General features: G+C 61.7%; 13 protein-coding genes and 2 pseudogenes. 6 read left to right on the top strand and 9 right to left on the bottom strand.

All coding sequences use genetic code 11. The features are described 5' to 3' along the window. Nucleotides 1–50: 50 nt before the first annotated feature. The 5 genes from NKJ91_RS01430 to NKJ91_RS01450 all read left to right on the top strand — a co-directional run bounded on the left by NKJ91_RS01430 (nt 51) and on the right by NKJ91_RS01450 (nt 5,719). The gene (locus tag NKJ91_RS01430) at nt 51–989 is read left to right on the top strand and encodes a GntR family transcriptional regulator (RefSeq protein ID WP_352454156.1); all 939 of its coding nucleotides are present in this window, start codon (nt 51–53) and stop codon (nt 987–989) included. 5 nt (nt 990–994) lie between these two features. Continuing rightward, a complete protein-coding gene (locus tag NKJ91_RS01435; protein WP_352452939.1) occupies nt 995–2,290 on the top strand; it encodes a glycosyltransferase in 1,296 nt (431 codons plus the stop codon). Next, complete coding sequence (locus NKJ91_RS01440; RefSeq protein WP_352454157.1) at nt 2,283–3,668, top strand: glutamine synthetase family protein; 1,386 nt, start codon at nt 2,283–2,285, stop codon at nt 3,666–3,668. Before NKJ91_RS01435 ends, NKJ91_RS01440 begins: the two co-directional genes overlap by 8 nt. Then, nucleotides 3,668–4,972 (top strand): NAD(P)/FAD-dependent oxidoreductase, encoded by a 1,305-nt coding sequence (locus tag NKJ91_RS01445; RefSeq protein WP_352454158.1) that lies wholly within the window; start codon nt 3,668–3,670, stop codon nt 4,970–4,972. The genes NKJ91_RS01440 and NKJ91_RS01445 overlap by 1 nt, the downstream gene beginning before the upstream one ends. Nucleotides 4,973–5,185: 213 nt before the next feature. After that, entirely contained in the window at nt 5,186–5,719 is a 534-nt protein-coding gene (locus tag NKJ91_RS01450) for a hypothetical protein (protein ID WP_352454159.1), read from the top strand. Here NKJ91_RS01450 and NKJ91_RS01455 read toward each other — a convergent pair whose 3' ends face one another. The 9 genes and pseudogenes from NKJ91_RS01455 to NKJ91_RS01495 all read right to left on the bottom strand — a co-directional run bounded on the left by NKJ91_RS01455 (nt 5,720) and on the right by NKJ91_RS01495 (nt 14,809). Beyond that, nucleotides 5,720–6,259: an NADH-quinone oxidoreductase subunit B family protein gene (locus NKJ91_RS01455; protein ID WP_352452927.1), complete on the bottom strand. Its 540-nt coding sequence runs from the start codon at nt 6,257–6,259 to the stop codon at nt 5,720–5,722. Between the two features lie 12 nt (nt 6,260–6,271). Further along, nucleotides 6,272–7,789 (bottom strand): hydrogenase large subunit, encoded by a 1,518-nt coding sequence (locus NKJ91_RS01460; RefSeq protein ID WP_352454160.1) that lies wholly within the window; start codon nt 7,787–7,789, stop codon nt 6,272–6,274. A gap of 18 nt (nt 7,790–7,807) precedes the next feature. Then, a complete protein-coding gene (locus NKJ91_RS01465; protein ID WP_352454161.1) occupies nt 7,808–9,259 on the bottom strand; it encodes a hydrogenase 4 subunit F in 1,452 nt (483 codons plus the stop codon). After that, nucleotides 9,256–9,918 carry a hydrogenase-4 component E gene (locus tag NKJ91_RS01470; RefSeq protein WP_023675519.1) on the bottom strand — a complete coding sequence of 221 codons (663 nt, stop codon included), beginning with the start codon at nt 9,916–9,918 and terminating at the stop codon, nt 9,256–9,258. Before NKJ91_RS01470 ends, NKJ91_RS01465 begins: the two co-directional genes overlap by 4 nt. Continuing rightward, nucleotides 9,918–10,874: a respiratory chain complex I subunit 1 family protein gene (locus NKJ91_RS01475; RefSeq protein ID WP_023675520.1), complete on the bottom strand. Its 957-nt coding sequence runs from the start codon at nt 10,872–10,874 to the stop codon at nt 9,918–9,920. The genes NKJ91_RS01470 and NKJ91_RS01475 overlap by 1 nt, the downstream gene beginning before the upstream one ends. Further along, nucleotides 10,865–12,886: a hydrogenase 4 subunit B gene (gene hyfB / locus NKJ91_RS01480; protein ID WP_502903543.1), complete on the bottom strand. Its 2,022-nt coding sequence runs from the start codon at nt 12,884–12,886 to the stop codon at nt 10,865–10,867. Before hyfB ends, NKJ91_RS01475 begins: the two co-directional genes overlap by 10 nt. Beyond that, the gene (locus tag NKJ91_RS01485) at nt 12,883–13,197 is read right to left on the bottom strand and encodes a helix-turn-helix domain-containing protein (protein WP_023675522.1); all 315 of its coding nucleotides are present in this window, start codon (nt 13,195–13,197) and stop codon (nt 12,883–12,885) included. Before NKJ91_RS01485 ends, hyfB begins: the two co-directional genes overlap by 4 nt. Nucleotides 13,198–13,654: 457 nt before the next feature. Continuing rightward, a pseudogene (locus NKJ91_RS01490) lies at nt 13,655–14,422 on the bottom strand (YoaK family protein); the annotation flags it as partial. 115 nt (nt 14,423–14,537) lie between these two features. Continuing rightward, nucleotides 14,538–14,809: pseudogene (locus NKJ91_RS01495) on the bottom strand (helix-turn-helix domain-containing protein). An 864-nt stretch (nt 14,810–15,673) separates the two neighbouring features. On the opposite strand from NKJ91_RS01495, the gene NKJ91_RS01500 reads away from it, so the two are divergent. Beyond that, entirely contained in the window at nt 15,674–16,453 is a 780-nt protein-coding gene (locus NKJ91_RS01500) for an SDR family NAD(P)-dependent oxidoreductase (protein WP_023675524.1), read from the top strand. Nucleotides 16,454–16,460: the final 7 nt, after the last annotated feature.

The raw sequence follows: 16,460 nt of genomic DNA on the forward strand, positions 1-16,460 counted from the left end.
CAAGGGCAATCGGCCAAACCTCAGCCGCCAAGTCCTTCATGAGAATTGCCATGCAAGTTGCAGCTCGACGTCCCCGCACCAACCATCTCGACCTTGCACAGCGCATTCTCGATGTGGCCCGGAAACGCGGCTTTGAACCCGGCGCTCATCTCCCGGAGCAGCAGATCGCTTCGCTCTGCAATGTATCCCGAACTCCGGTGCGGGCCGCGCTGCGTCTGCTCACTGAAAAAGGCGTAGTTCAATGGGAGGCTGAGTCCGGCTATCGCTTGGCCGTAGACCTCACGAGCCAGGCGACCGTCGCCGCCGACCTGCCGAGCGCCGAGGAGGATGAACTTGCCGACATGATCCTGCGAGACCGCTCGGCGCGCCGGCTGGACCAGACGGTCACCGTCGGCGCGCTGATGCGACGGTATAATGCCGAGCGCAGGACGGTACTAAAATCGCTGAAGAAACTGGCCGAGGAAAATCTTCTGGACCGCGCGCCGGGGCAGTCCTGGCTTTTCAGGAGAGTGCCGGACGATCCTGGCGCACAAGGGGAGAGCTATGAATTCCGGCTGTTGCTGGAACCCGCCGCCCTTCTGGCGCTTGGGTTCCGGCTGGATGGGACGCGCGCGGCAGCCTTGCGACAGGGCATGGAAATGCTGCTGGCTCTGCCCGACGCGGCATTCGATTCCAGAGAGTTCCAACGGCTGGACATCGATTTTCACGGGATGATCGCCGGTGGCTCCGCCAACCGCTTCGTCGCCGAGGCGTTGGCCGATCATCTCAGGCTGCGCCGGCTGCCGGGAACGTATGCCGGCGTCAATGTCTTCCGGCTGAAGCAATCATTGCGCGAGCATCTGACCATACTCGACCATCTGGAGAGCCAGCAGTACGAGGTTGCAGCCGATCTGCTTCGGGTCCATCTGCGGCTTTCCCGCAGCCAGCGACCGCAGGCGGCCAGTCGCGGGGCGCCCGCGCTGTTCGGCATGATCAGCCGGCCGGAATAACGAGGATCATGCGCAAAGGCAGCCCGACCATCGCACTGTTTCCGGAAGCGAGCTTCGGCGCTGCGCTGAATTGCGTTGGCATAGCGCAGGCCCTGCGCGCTCGTGGCGCCCGTCCGGTGTTCATCTGCCATGCCGGCTTTTCTGGCGTGTTCGCCGACTATGGGTTTCAGGAATACCAGTTGCCGACTGACGATCCGTTGACCGACAGCGAACGCCAGAGCTACTGGCAGGCCTTCGTGCGCCGTCATCTGCCGCATTTCAGGCTGAGCCCCATCGATCAGCTCGAAACCTACGTTGCCCCGACCTGGCAAGCAATCGTAGACACTGCGGTCAACGCCGAGGCGCCGCTGCGCCAATTGCTGGCGCGGCTGAAGCCGGACGCCGTGGTGCTCGACAACGTCGTCATGTTCCCGGCATTGGCGACAGCCGGCTGCCCGTGGGTGCGCGTCGTCTCCTGCGCCGAAACCGAGCTTCCCGATGCCAATGTGCCACCCTATCTGTCCGGTCTCGCCGCCGACGACCCGAGCCGCGCGGTGTTCGAGGCGCGCTACCTGGCAGCGGTCGCTCCGGCCCATGACCGCTTCAATCGGCTTCGGACCGACGCCGGTCTTGCGCCCTTGCCAACAGGTCTTTTTCTGGAACCTTCGCCCGCCCTCAATCTGCTGCTGACCCCAACGATTGTGCGAAGGCAGCGCGCCGAGCCGCTCGACCCTGCCAGCTTCGTCTATCTCGAAGGCTGCGTCCGCTCGGAAGGGCCGTTCGACGTACCGGTCTTTCCGCGCAATGGCGGACCGCTGGTTTATGTCAGTTTCGGTAGTCTTGGCGCCATGGATGTAGGCCTGATCCAGCGCATGCTCGCCGTTTTCGACAGGCTGCCGGCCCGCTTCATTGTCAATGCCGGAGGTCTGCGCGACAGCTATCGCGCCGTTCCGGACAATGTCTATCTCGACGCCTGGTTTCCACAGCCTTCCGTCGTGGCGAAATGCGACCTCTTCATTCATCATGGCGGCAACAACAGCTTTTGCGAAGCACTGCGTTTCGGCGTGCCGTCGCTGGTCATGCCCTATTGCTGGGACGGGCATGACAATGCGCAACGTGCCGAGGAAACCGGCGTCGGGCGCCACATCAGCCGCGATGGCTGGACGGAAGACGAATTGGAGCGAAGCATTCTTGGCCTGATGGCCGATGCTGCAATGCGCGCACGCCTCCGGGAGAATGCAGTGCATATGGCGCTGACACCCGGAACGGACGTGGCTGCCGAAGCCATTCTCGCTCTCGCAAGGACCCGACCTGATGCTTGACACCACAACAACTGATGCCTCGACCATGAACGGCACCAACGACCCGAAAGACTGGTTGGCCGCTCACGCTGTCAGCGAGGTCGAGTGCCTGGTGCCCGACGTGAACGGCGTGCTGCGCGGCAAGGCCCTGCCAGCGGCCAAGTTCCTCAAGGCGATCGAGGACCGAGCACTCTATCTGCCGAGCAGCGCGTTCCTGGTCAGCATCGACGGCCGCTATTCCGGTTCCGTCGACGAGGGGTTCGCCTACCAGGACCCCGACATGCGGATGGTGCCGGATGTCGCAACACTCTGTCTGGCGCCCGGTGGCGGGCCAGGCAAGGCCTATGTCTTCGCCGATGCGTTCCACATGGACGACCGGCCGTGGATGGCTTCGCCGCGGCACGTGTTGCGGGCCGTGCTCGATCTATATCGCCAGCGCGGCTGGCGGGCGGTGGTGGCGCCGGAGCTTGAATTTTATCTCACCGCGCCCAATCCCGATCCCGACAGGCCGGTGACGGCGCCGGTCGGGCGCAATGGCCGCTCCGAAAGCGTGCAGCATCCCTATGACATGGCGGCACTGGAGCAATTCGAGCCGGTGATCCGGCGCCTCTATGACTATGCTGCGGCAGCCGGACTGCCGCTCGACACGCTCATCCATGAATCGGGCACGGCCCAACTGGAGATCAATTTCCTGCATGGCGACGCGCTGCCGCTGGCAGACAAGGTATTGCTGTTCAAGCGAATGACGCGCCAGACCGCGCAGGAAGGTGGCATGCAGGCGACCTTCATGGCCAAACCGATAGCCGCACAAGCCGGCAGCTCAATGCATCTCCACATGTCTGTCGTCGACGAGGCCGGCAACACGCTGTTTGCCGGGCATGACGGCGCCGACACCGAGATGTTCGGGCATTTCATCGGCGGCCTGCAGAAATACATTCCCGAGGTGATGCCGCTGTTTGCGCCGAACGTGAATTCGTTCCGCCGCATCCGGCCGAACCACAGTGCACCCGCCAACATCGAGTGGTCGCACGACAACCGCTCCTGCGGCCTGCGTGTGCCGGCCGGCGGGCGCACCGCGCGGCGCGTGGAAAATCGGCTGCCCGGTGCCGATGCCAATCCCTATCTGGCGATAGCCGGCTCGCTGCTTTGCGGTTATCTCGGCGTCGAGGAGAAGATCGCTCGTTCGACGGAAGCGTCGGGCAATGCCTATCGCAGCAGGAGCACGCTGCCCAAAACCATGGAAGAGGCGCTCGACCGCTTCGCTGCGTGCGATCCGGTTCGGGCGGTGCTCGGCGAGGATTTCTTCCAGACCTATTTGCGCGTCAAGAGCGTTGAGCTCGACCTGTTCCAGAGCGTCGTCACCTCTTGGGAACGCGACCATCTGCTGCTCAAGGTGTGATGATGGGCTTCAATTCTGGGGGCTTCAACTCCGGCCTGGATATCGGCAAATCCTACTATGTCGCGACGGCCAATCCGGCTCCGGACCATCCGGCGCTGCAGGGCGACGTCGACGCCGATCTGGTGGTGGTCGGCGGCGGTTGTACCGGCCTCTCCGCAGCCTTTCATGCAGCCGAACGCGGCCTGAAGGTGGTGCTGCTCGAAGGCGGCAAGATCGGCTGGGGGGCGTCGGGGCGCAATGGCGGCCAGATGATCCCCGGCCTGCGCAAGGGCGCCAAGGGGCTGGTCAAGCTATCTGGGCCGGAACGGGGGAGGGCGCTGTTCGATCTCGCCTTCGAGGCGCGGGCCCTCGTGCTCGGTCTGATCGAGCGCCATGCCATCGATTGCGACCTCAGCCTCACCGGCCATCTGGCCGGTGCGGTCAACGGTTCCGACCTGCGCGACCTCGAAGAAGAGGCCGAGTGCCTTTCTACGGTGATGAACTTTCATGATGTCGAGATGCTGTCGGCAGCGCAGGCGCGCGGAATGGTGAACACACCTTATCACGGCGCGATGTACGAGAAGCTCGGTGGACATATGCATCCGCTGAACTACACGCTCGGTCTTGCTCGCGCCGCGGCTGCGGCGGGCGTCACCATCCACGAGAATTCGGTGGCGCTGCGGCTGGAGCGGGAACCTTCCCCCCGGGTTTCGACGGCCAAAGGCTCGGTCCGGGCCAGGCATGTCGTACTGGCCGGCGATGCGCTGCTCCACGGGCTTGAGCCGCGCGTCAACAGCCGCATCATGCCGGTCGGCAACTACATCATCGCCACCGAGCCGCTGGGCGACACGAGCGACGTCATCCCAAGCAATGTGGCCGTCTCCGACACGCGCTTCGTCGTCAATTACTACCGGCTGTCGGCGGATGGACGCCTGCTGTTCGGCGGCGGCGAGCGCTATACGCCGTCGCCGCCCGCCGACATTGCCGGCTTCGTGCGGCCGCACATGGAAAACACCTTTCCGCAATTGCGCGGCCGCCGCATCGATCACGCCTGGGGCGGGCTGGTCTCGGTGACGACATCGCGCCTGCCGCATGTCGGTCGCTATGGCGACGTCTATTTTGCGCATGGCTATTCGGGCAAGGGGGTGATCCTGTCGACGCTGTCGGGCAAGCTGCTCGCTGAGGCGATCACCGGTGATGCTTCGCGGCTCGATCTGTTTTCGACCCTAAGCCCGCTGCCGTTCCCCGGCGGCACGGCGCTGCGCGGCCCGCTCTATGTGCTCGGAATGCTTTGGTACGCAATGCGTGACCGCATCAAATATTGAGCGCAGGCATGCGCAATGAGGCCGAGCGCCGCCACCAAGCGATTAACGGCTGATTTCGCGGTGCTTGAATATGGTCCGCAGGCAATGGCCGCGAGTCGGTCCATGCCCTGCTCCCGAAGCCTGAGCGCCGATAGACCTGCCTGCTATTTCCTCAGCTAATAGATCGATATGATTGCAGGATTGACCGTTTCATAGCCCAGGCGCGGCTCCGATTTGTCTTTCGAAATCGCGCTGGAGACAGTTCCGGTTGAACTGCTATCCAATTTTGTTTCCCCGTTTTTCTTGATCGTGCTGCCCGACAGGTCGGCGCAGGCCGACGTTACTGCTGTACTGACCACCCTCTTTTTCTCGTGCGCAACGGCGGCGGTGGATACGGCCATCACAATTGCCGCACAAACAATCGTCAATCTCATTGATTCCCCCTTAGAGCACCGCAAACGTGTGGTCGGCTGCTTTGAGACGCCGGCGAAGGCGGTATTCGCGCCTGGCCGGCCCATGCAGCTTCCGACTGCACAAGATTGTAACTACATTAGCTGCAGCGCAAGTAACCATTTCGGACTAGGGAACGGGTTCCCCTTCGATCGAAAGCGCTGGGCTGCCGGCGAAAAAGCAGGCGTTTTAGCCGTTCTCGCCGCCGAGCGCCTTCCAATTTTGGGACAGAGGTTGGCTGATGCCCCTAAACTCACGGCTACGCATTGGTTGGATCTATGCAGCGACAAGGCCAACCTTGGCAAAGCCTCTACATAGTCATCTTCGGGCAGCACCAGTCTTGGAATTCACGCCCTCAAGCAAGGCGAGCAGGCCTTTCAGAATTTCGATTGGCGGTGGCGGACAACCTGGAATGTGCAGATCGACAGGCAAGGCCTCGGACACTCCGCGCACCACCGCATAGCTGCCGGCGAAACAGCCGCCATTGCCTGCGCAATCTCCCAGTGCGACCACCCATTTTGGGTTGGGTGTTGCGTCGTAGGTCCGCTTCAATGCCTCGCGCATGTTTTTTGTGACCGGCCCGGTTACGAGCAGTACATCGGCATGGCGCGGTGATGCGACGAACCGGATCCCAAAACGCTCGATGTCATAGAAGGCGTTGTTCAGCGCGTGCATCTCAAGTTCGCAGCCGTTGCAGGAACCAGCATCGACCGCCCGGATCGACAGGCTTCGCCCCAATCGTTTGTGAGCAGCCCCATCGAGCGCGCGTGCGAGTTCGTCGACTGCCGTGCTGCTTGCCAACGGCGGACGCTCGGTGAGAGGGGGGCGTATCAGGCTTTCAAAAAGAAGCTTGCGCATGATAGCGTGCCTTCAGAGATCATGGCCCGAATAAGAGCAGTTGAACGATTTGTTGCACAGCGGAAAGTCGGCAACGATGTTTCCTTCGATCGCCGCTTCAAGGAGCGGCCATTGAAACCATGACGGATCACGGAGGTGACAGCGCTCGACCAAGCCGCCCTTGCCAATGCGCAGCCAGGCCAGAATGTCGCCGCGGAAACCTTCGACGAGCGCCATGCCTTCATGCGATCGGTTTGTCTGCGCGAAATCGACGCGGATCGGCCCGTCTGGCAGTTGTCGCAGGACTTGTTCGATCAGGGACAGGCTCTGTTCGACCTCGTGGATACGAATCCATACACGGGCGTTCACATCGCCTTCCTGGAGGAGAGGTACATCGAATGCGAGTTCGCCATAGGGTGGATAAGCGAGATTGCGTCGGGCATCGAAGTCCCGACCGGAGGCCCGGCCAACGTAGCCTCCGGCGCGATATTGACGAGCGAGTTCCACTTTCAGCCGGCCAGTTGCGACAGTCCGATCCTGCAGCGACGCCGTGTTGTCGTAGAGCTCGACCAGCGCGGGAAACCGCTGCCTGATCTCTGCGATCAGGGACCTGAGCGCTGTCGTGCCCTCATCGCTCAGGAAGCTTGCCACGCCTCCGGGCACGATGCAGTCGCGCATCAAACGATGACCGAAGGCAGCATCGCTTGCCCGCAATACGCGCTCACGCAGCACCCCACAGTGGGCATGCATGAGCGCGAAGGCGGCATCATTGCAGATAGCGCCGATGTCGCCCAGATGATTGGCCAGGCGCTCCAACTCGGCCATGAGCGCTCGCAGCCAGACCGCGCGTGGGGGAACCTGGACACCCAGCGCCGCCTCGACCGCGCGGGCAAAAGCGAGGGAGTATGCCACGGTACTGTCGCCAGAGGTTCTGCCCGCCAATTTGGCTGCACGGTCGATGTCGGCCCCCGCCATCAGGCCTTCTATACCTTTGTGCGCGTATCCGAGGCGCTGCTCCAGCCGGACGACCGTTTCACCGCTCGCCGTGAACCGGAAATGGCCCGGCTCGATGATGCCGGCATGCACGGGCCCGACCGGGATCTGATGCAGGCTCTCCCCCTCGGCAGGCAGGAAACTGTACGGGAAGGCTGTCGCAGCAGACGTCCGGACGCGGGTACTCAACGGATAGCTGACACCCCAATGGCCATGATCAAGCCACCGTCTCGTATCAGGCGCGCCTTGTGGCAGGAGCCCGAACAGGTCAGCAGCCGCACGTTCGAGCCGCAATGCGGGCGGATGCAGCCGGCCGACCGATGGGTAGCGGCCACTGGGGCATTCCAGGCTGACAACGCCGATGTCCCCGGCGCTTTCATCGAGAAGTGCCATGTGGACGGCGCCTGGCTCACCCCATAGGCCGAGCAAGCTCCAGTGGCCCTCGGCCAGTTGCTCGACGGCAAAGCCCCATTTTTTCGGAGTCACCACGGCGCGCGACCACGGGAAATGATTTTCGACACGTTGGCCAGCAAGGATGAGGTCGATCAGCGCGGGCATGCTCTTTCTCTCCTCTGCTCACCCCAGGATACTTGCGACGTGCTGGAACCATGTGACCAGCGGTGGCGGCAGATAGATGCCGGCGGCAAACACCAACGCCAAGTGGGAATACATCGGAATGTAGGACGCCTCGGCGGGTGCAGTGCTGCCGCGCGGTTCGCCGAAAGCGACGCCGGTCAGTCGAAGCAGCAGGGCGCCGAGAGCGAGCAGAATCCCGAAAACCAACGGCATCGCCAAAAGAGGGTGTCTTGCAAATGTCGAACTCACGACCAGGAATTCGCTCATGAAGATACCGAGCGGAGGGAGGCCGGCAATGGCAACGACGCCGATGACGAGCGCCCAGCCAAGGGCAGGATGTGTTTCCGTCAGTCCCCGGATTTCGGCGATGTTCTGTGTCCCCTTGACCTGGGCAATGTGGCCGACCGTGAAAAAGATCGCCGACTTGGTCAGGCTGTGCATGACCATGTGCAGCAGCCCGGCAAAATTGGCGAGCGGGCCTCCTATGCCGAAGGCGAACACGATGATGCCCATGTGCTCGATCGAGGAGTACGCGAACAGGCGTTTGATGTCGCGGCGGCGGTAGAGCATGAAGGCCGCGAAGACAAGCGACGTCAGTCCCATCGTGATCATCAATGGCCCAGGTGCGATCGCTTCCGGGCTTGCCGCGAGCAATAGCTTGAAGCGCAGCACGGCATAGAGTGCGACGTTTAACAGCAAGCCCGACAGCACTGCGGAAATCGGCGTTGGACCCTCAGCATGCGCGTCTGGCAGCCAGGCATGTAAGGGCGCAAGGCCGACCTTCGTCCCGTAGCCGAGCAGCAGAAAGATGAAGGCGACATTGAGCAGAGCCGGATCGAAGCGCGCGGCGTTAGCGATGAGCACCGTCCAGACCATCGCATTCGTCCCCTCGCCAACAACCGGCTGTGCAGCCATGTAGACGAGGATGGTGCCGAACAGTGCGAGCGCGATGCCGACGCTGCCCAGAATGAAATATTTCCAGGCGGCCTCCAGCGCCTCGTGCGTGCGGTAGATGCCGACCATGAGCACGGTGGTCAGCGTGGCAAGTTCCACCGCCACCCACATCAAGCCAATATTGTTCGACACGAACGCCAGGTTCATGCCGAACATCATGACCTGGTACATTGCGTGATAAAACCGCAAGTTCGGGACTGTCAGCCGCCCGCTCTCCAGTTCGTGGGCAATGTAGGAAGCGCTGAAGACGCTGGTGGTGAAGCCGACGAATGTGTTGAGCACGATGAAGACGATGTTGAGATCGTCGACGAGCAGATACTGCCCAGGCTGCGGGCGGTCGGTGACAAGAAGCGACAGTGCGGCGAGGAAGGTCAGCAAGCTCGCCGCGACATTGACGCCCGCCGATATCCGGTATTTCGGCAGCGCCGCCAGAAGTGCGGCCGCGAAGACCGGTATCAGCAAAATGGCGGCCACCGCATCGAGGGAAAACGCGGTCAACGGTGTTCTCCCCTGTAGTCGTCCAGCGCGCCGACATCCACCGAGTCGAACCTCTCGCGGATGCGGAACAGGAAGACCCCGATGACGATGAAGGCGATAAGGATCGAGAAGGCGACACTGATCTCGACGACCAGAGGCATGCCCTTGGCCCCCGTGGCGGCGAGGACCAGACCGTTCTCGAGCGACATGAATCCGACAACTTGGCTGACGGCGTTGCGGCGGGTGACCATCACCAGCAGCCCCAGCAAAATGATGGACAGCGCGAAAGCCAGGTCCTCGCGGGCGAGGGGATCAGCCTCGGGAGTGACGCGCAGCATCAGGACCATGGACAGGGTCACCAGGCCTATCCCCGCAAGCATCGTCGTACCGATGCCGACGGCGGTCTCGACGTCACGATGGATGCCGAGCCGCTGAATGATGCGATGAAGCCCGACAGGAATGACGATCGCCTTGAAGACGAGGGCGATCGCCGCCGTAACGTAGAGATGATGCGCGTCCTGAATGTATGCCTGCCAAGCTACGGACAGGGCCAGCACGATTGCATGAAGCGCAAAAACGTTGATCAGAGCAAAGAGGCGATCCTGATACAGCATCATGAAACTGACCAGCACCAGGCCGCCGGCGAGCAGGTGAGCGATGTCGAAGGTGAGGCCGTTCATCAGAGGCTCCGTGAGACGAACAGCAGGAGCGTGCCGAGCAGGGCCAGCATCAGCGCCGCCCCGAGGAAATCCGGGACGCGGAAGACGCGCATCTTGGCGATGGCAGTCTCAAACACGGCGAGGAGAACGCCACAGACGGCAAGCTTGCCGACATAGGCGACGACACCCGGAGCAAGGGATTCCAGCCCTGCCCCGGCGCTCGCCAGTCCCCAAGGTAGGAAGACGCAGGAAATCAGCGACACATAGAGCAGAAGCTTGAGGAAGGCGGCAAACTCGATCATCGCCAGATGGCGACCGGAATATTCCAGCACCATCGCCTCATGAACCATGGTGAGTTCCAGATGGGTCGATGGGTTGTCCACGGGTATGCGGGCATTTTCGGCGATCGCCACCATCACGAGGGCGATGAGCGACATCCCGAGCGACACCCGCAAGCCAACCTCCGGTGACCCCATGAAGGCGGCGACCGTTGAGAGTTGCGTAGCACCCGCGACGAGCGCCAGGCTGAACACGATGAGCAGCATGGCGGGTTCGGCCAGCGAAGCGATCATCACCTCGCGGCTCGAGCCGATGCCGCCGAAGCTCGTGCCGACGTCCATGCCTGCCAGCGCCAGGAAGAACCGGGCGCTTCCCAGCAGTGCGACAATGGCTATGAGATCGGCGGTCCAACTGAATGTGAGGCCGGCGGCGAATGTCGGGATGAGCGCCGCGCCGACCCAGGTGGTGGCAAAGATCAGATAGGGCGTCACGCGAAACAGCCAGGATGCGTTGTCCGCCAGAACGACTTCCTTGCGCATCAGCCGCAAGAGATCGCGGTAAGGTTGGATCAGGGAAGGACCCTGGCGGCGCAAGAGCCGTGCCTTCACCTTGCGCACGAATCCGGTCAGGAGCGGCGCCAGCAAAAGCACCAGCGCCATCTGCGCGCCTTGAACGGCCAACTCGAGAATCACGGCCATAGTGCGAGCACCAGGAGCAGGACAATGAGAAAGAGAAAGACGAGGGTCAGGTAGCGCCTGATCGTCAGAAACTGCAGATGGTTGAGGTGGTCGGTCGCAAAGTCGAGGGCCCGGCCGATAGGCAGGTACAGCGTCTCCCAGATCACATCATGCATTTCGACATTCAGACGAGCCGGACCGGTCTCGCCAGGTGCCGGCATTTCGACGGTTTCCCTTGCACGGAATACGAACGTGCCGAAGACGCGGCGGATAGGCTGCGCGAAGCTGACGGCCGTGTACTGCGAGCTCGGGACCACATCCGGGAAGCCACAAGCCCAGGCCGGACCCCGACGGAGTGCATGTGATGCAAAGCGATGGATCACATATGCCGCAGCGGATGCGGAAAAGGCGATGAACAGGAACACCAACAGGCCGTTGTAGGAACTGCGGCTCGCTGCAATCGGCACGATAGACAGCCAGGGCTGGGCCATCTGCACAGGCATCCGACTGCCGATCAGTGGCAGTGTCACCGATGAGAGGCCGTCTATCACAAGACCGGGCAGAATGCCGGCCAGGAGACAAAGGGCAGCGAGAATGAACATTGCCGCCAGCGAGTAGCGGTCGACCTCATGCGCCAGTTCCACCGCGGCCGAGCGTGGCCGGCCGAGGAATGTAATCCCGAACGCCTTTACAAAGCAGGCCGCGGCCAGTGCCGCTGACAGCGCCAGTAGACCGCCAACGGCGGGCACCATGACCTTCAGTCCCCATTGTGGCAGATCGGGGCTCTGCAATATGGCCTGAAAGGCCAGCCATTCGGAGACGAAGCCGTTGAAGGGTGGAAGTGCCGAGATCGCGACGCAACCGACGAGAAAGGCAAAACTTGTAAAGGGCATGCGGTGGATGAGACCGCCCAGCTTCTCCATATCCCGCTCTCCGGTTGCCGTCAGCACGGCGCCCGCGCCGAAAAACAGCAGGCTCTTGAAAAAAGAATGGTTGAGGACGTGGAACAGCGCGGCGGTGAGCGCCAGCGCTGCAGCCGATGGCATGGCGTTCGCCTTGAAAGCGAGCGCGAGACCAAGGCTTACGAAGATGACGCCGATGTTTTCAATGGTGCTATAGGCAAGCAGTCGCTTCAGGTCCTTTTCCATCAGCGCGTAGAGGATGCCGAGAACCGCCGTCAGGCCGCCAAGGAAAAGCACGGCAACGCCCGACCACCATGCCGGCTCACCGAGCAGATCGAAAATAACGCGTATGAAGCCATAGACTGCGACCTTGGTCATCACGCCGCTCATGAGAGCCGAGACGTGGCTTGGCGCGGCCGGATGAGCGAGTGGCAGCCAAACCTGCAGCGGGACGAGTCCAGCCTTGGAGCCGGCGCCCAGCAGCATGAGAACCAGGACGAAAGCAGCGGCGAACGGGGTGGGGTCGGCGGCTCGCATCGCGTCGAATGTGTAGGTTCCATCGGATCCGGCGAGCAGGCCGAACGCAAGCAGCAGCGCGAGTGTGCCGAAGCTTGCCATCACGAGATAGATGTAGCCCGCCCGCGCATTGTCCTGCTCGCGATGGTGCGCCATGACGAGCGCCCAGGAGGCGAGCGACATGAATTCCCAAGAAAGCAGGAAAGTGAAGGCGTCGTCGGCCACCACGACAAGGTTCATTCCGGCTAGGAAAGCCGGGAAGAACGGCAGCACCCGATGCGGCGCAGACTCATGCCTGCCGTAGCCGAGGCCATAAAGGCTGGCCATGGAGCCGCCGAAGTTGACGACGATGAGGAAGAAAGTCGAGAGCGCATCCAAACGGAAATGAGCGCCAATCCATGGCAATCCAAGAGGCAACACCACAGTCGACGGGGTGACGGGATTGTCGGCGATGCGGCTCGCGAGAACCATGAGCACGGCCGCCGATATACCTAGCGTCAAGCCGTAGATCAGGCGTGTTCCCGAGTCGGATCTGCGGCTTTCCGCAATCGCAAGCACCGCAGTCCCCAGGAGCGCAGCGACGCCCCACAGGAGGACCGCGGCCCCCGAAATCACGCCACGCTCCTCACGGGGAGTTTGGCATCCGTATCGACCCCGCCAAGGATTTTGGCGGGGTCAAAATCCGCTTTCAGTCGCACGCCGCGCCCGCCGATTTGGCTGGAGGCGCCTTCAGCGATCAATTCCACGCCGGCGAGGTCAAGTGCCCCGATCAGCTTCATGAGAGAATCGACGTTACCCCGAATAATCGACTCGCTGGCTTCCATGCGTTGAATTGTCGGCACGGAAAGACCGGACAATTCGGCAAGCCTGCGCTGGTCGATGCCAAGGAGCGCCCTCGCGGCACGCAACTGTGGAGCAGTTATCACGGTCGCATCCCCCTTTTTGATCAGCTTTGAGATATTATCTCTACGTCTTGCAGCATATATTAAAATGCGGCGCATTCAATTAGTGATGCGTGGCGCATCTGTCTTGAGGCTGTAGAAAACCGGGCGATACCCCCCCCGCCTCGAACCAAAGCCATGCGGCCGTTCCCGTCACGGCCAGTCTTGTCGCCAGCCGTCTCGGATTGCGCGTGATGGGCAATGGGCCTTATCTCGGCCGGCCATTCGATTGGAGCCGCCGCGGGCGCGTCGGCTACCTCTTCGACCTCACGTTATGAGTGGGTATGGCTGAGTTCGCTTGCTCTTGCCGTTGGGCCGGTTCATCGTGTTCGTGCTTCAGGATCGGCCAAAACAGATAGCTGCCGAAATCCAGGAACAGCGCCTTCGCGAATGTGCTGCCAAATCTGGCATTCAGCAAAGCTCTGCAGCGCTACTGCCAAAGCCGCCTCATGCGAACGGAGACGTCCTCCAGGACTGGCATGGAGGCCAGCACAAGGAGAATGGCCGCGAGAAACAACGTCGCCGCGAAGCCGACATGCCTGAAACCCACAGCGCCGATGACGCCGCCGAGAAAGAACAATGCCACAAGCGACGCAAGCAGCCTCAGCTTTCTTCGATCTGCCTTCACGAACAGTTCGTCCGAGTCACTCCCCGAGATGTTCCAATAAAGCAGCTTGCCGAGTTCGATGCCCATGTCAGTCACCAGGCCAGTGACATGCGTTGTCCGGATTCTGGCTTCCGACAGCTTGGTGATGATGGCGTTCTGCAGGCCCATGATGAAGCAAAGCAGCATCACCGTCATCGGCACAAACAGGGCTTCATGACGCGCAAGATGGCTGCCGAGCAGACCGAAGCAGATCAGCAGAAGCGCTTCCAGGACAAGCGGGAACGCGTACTCGCCCTGCAGACTCTGCCGCCTTCCCCAGTTGACCAGCACCGCTGAGCAGGCGGCGCCTGCGACAAACGACAACAAGGCCCCCAATCCGGAAAGCGCCAGTTCGACATTGCCGAGTGCCAGGTGATCAGCCATCGACGAAACGATGCCTGACATGTGGGATGTGTACTGTTGGACCGCCAGAAAGCCGCCAGCATTGGCGGCTCCTGCGATGAACGTCAGAAAGCGAGCGAGGTGCCGGTCGGCTCTGTCGCTACGCTCTTTTCCGGTCAGCCGGCGCAGATACAGGATCATGAGCGAACCTTGCCTTTCCATGCGGAAAAGCGGGACCGCAAGCTGACATGCCGGGAGAGGCTCATTGGGTGTTTCGGGAAGAAAAGGAAGACGAAGGACGGTGAATGCGTGGCGCCGAGGGCGCGCTTTGTATGATCTAGTTTGGCATGCCCAACAGCGTATCTGGATGCCGGAACCTGACACCACGGCCGCTATCGTCGCTACGCATATGTTCGCTGAGAAGGTCGACACCGGCGCGGTTCAGCGCGTTGATCCCTTTCACCAAACTATCGACAACGCCTCGCACATTGCCTTGGCTGGCCTCCATTCGTTGGATCGTCGGCAGCGAGAGGCCTGCCATTTCCGCCGGGGTTTCTGGTCGATGTTGAGTAGGGCGCGGGCGGTACGAAGCTGGGAAGCAGTGATCATCGAGGTGTCAGTGTCTGAATATGAGAAATGATACTCGCGATAGTATCATTGACGTATCAGACATCAATACAAAGCGAAAAATAATGATCTGCCCTTCGCAGAGAGAACCTTATCGTGTCCGCATGCCTCAACGCTACAGACCTTTTCGGGATCCGACCGGCACCTGGACCGTCAATGATGCTCGTACCGGGCGGCCCGCCGAGATGGGCAGCCGAACCATCGTTGGAATGAACCAGCACGATCCCGAGGAACTCGCCGATCTCCTCAACGGGCTGAATGCACAAAGGCAATCTGGTTCTGCGGACGGAATTTCTGAAGAAAGCGTAGGAGAGCCACCGCTTCGATGGGATGTTGTCTCGAGGCTTGTACGGGAGTGCAATCTAGAGCACCGAAACGTCATGGCCCTCGCAGCTATCGGATCGCCCTGTCTTGAGAGAAGCGCCCTGCTGCAAAACCGGGTGTCAAAATTGCGAAATCGCGCGACCCGCTACATGAGACGACTGGCACCGTACATCTCTATGTATTCGATTTTTCTTGGAATTTGGTAGCGGGAGAGCGCTACCGCCTTTCCCCCCACTCATCGAGCTGCCAGTTCCGACTTCGCTGCAGCGGCTGACGAGGCCGTCCTGCCTACAAATCTGGCGCAAGGAGTGCCTTGCCTCCGAAGGCTCGTGTCAAGCGGCTGTCTATTCCTGCGGGGGTCGGACCGGCGCCCGCTACTGGCGAAGCCGACTCAGCCTGCCTCCTGCACCTCCGGCAATGTTATGCGATGCGTTTGTGACGTTCCTTCCGGTTCGAATCTGCTCTGTTGTGAAGCCTGTAGCATTATAATAGCATAATCTGGTCGAAGGTGGGGAATGACGCATGCGATGCGATTTGAGAGGTAAGACGGCGCTGGTCACTGGTGCAGCGGGAGCGATCGGCAGCGCTATCGCCAAACGGCTGTCCGACAATGATGCTGCAATCGTTGTCGCCGATATCGACATGGAAGGCGCCGAGCGCGTAGCGGCAACCCTGAGCAGCGCGATGGCCTGTGCCGTCGACATCCGCGATGCCGCCTCGGTGGACGACGCGATCGCCGCCACCATGGCGCGCTACGGCCGCCTCGACATTCTCGTCAACAATGCCGGCGTCAACACACTGGCGCACCGCGTCACCATCGATGAATTCCCAGTCGAGGAATGGGATCGCATCACCGGCATCGATCTCGACGGCCTCTACATCATGAGCCGCGCGGCGCTTGTGCCGATGCTTGCCGCCGGCAGAGGCGGCCGCATCGTCAACATCGCCTCGGTGGTCGGCTTGGCGGCGATGCGCCTGCAGAGCCCGTTCGTCGCCGCCAAGGCCGGCATCATCCACCTGACGCGCTCGATGGCGATTGAACTGGGCGAAAAGGGCATCCTGACCAATGCGATCGCGCCGGGTTCAGTGATGACAGCGCTGACCGCCAAACTGTTCTATGGCGAGGACGGCAAGTTCGCCGGACGCACCGAGGAGTTCCTCGCCCATGTGCCGCTTGGCCGGCCGGCCCGGCCGGAGGAGATCGCCGAGGCGGTGCTGTTCCTCGCTTCCCCCACCGCCAGTTATATCAACGGCCAGGTGCTGGCCGTCGATGGCGGCTGGACAGCAGGATACATGATGTGAGTGCGGG

The organism is Mesorhizobium sp. M0040 (assembly GCF_040323505.1).
Classification (GTDB): domain Bacteria; phylum Pseudomonadota; class Alphaproteobacteria; order Rhizobiales; family Rhizobiaceae; genus Mesorhizobium.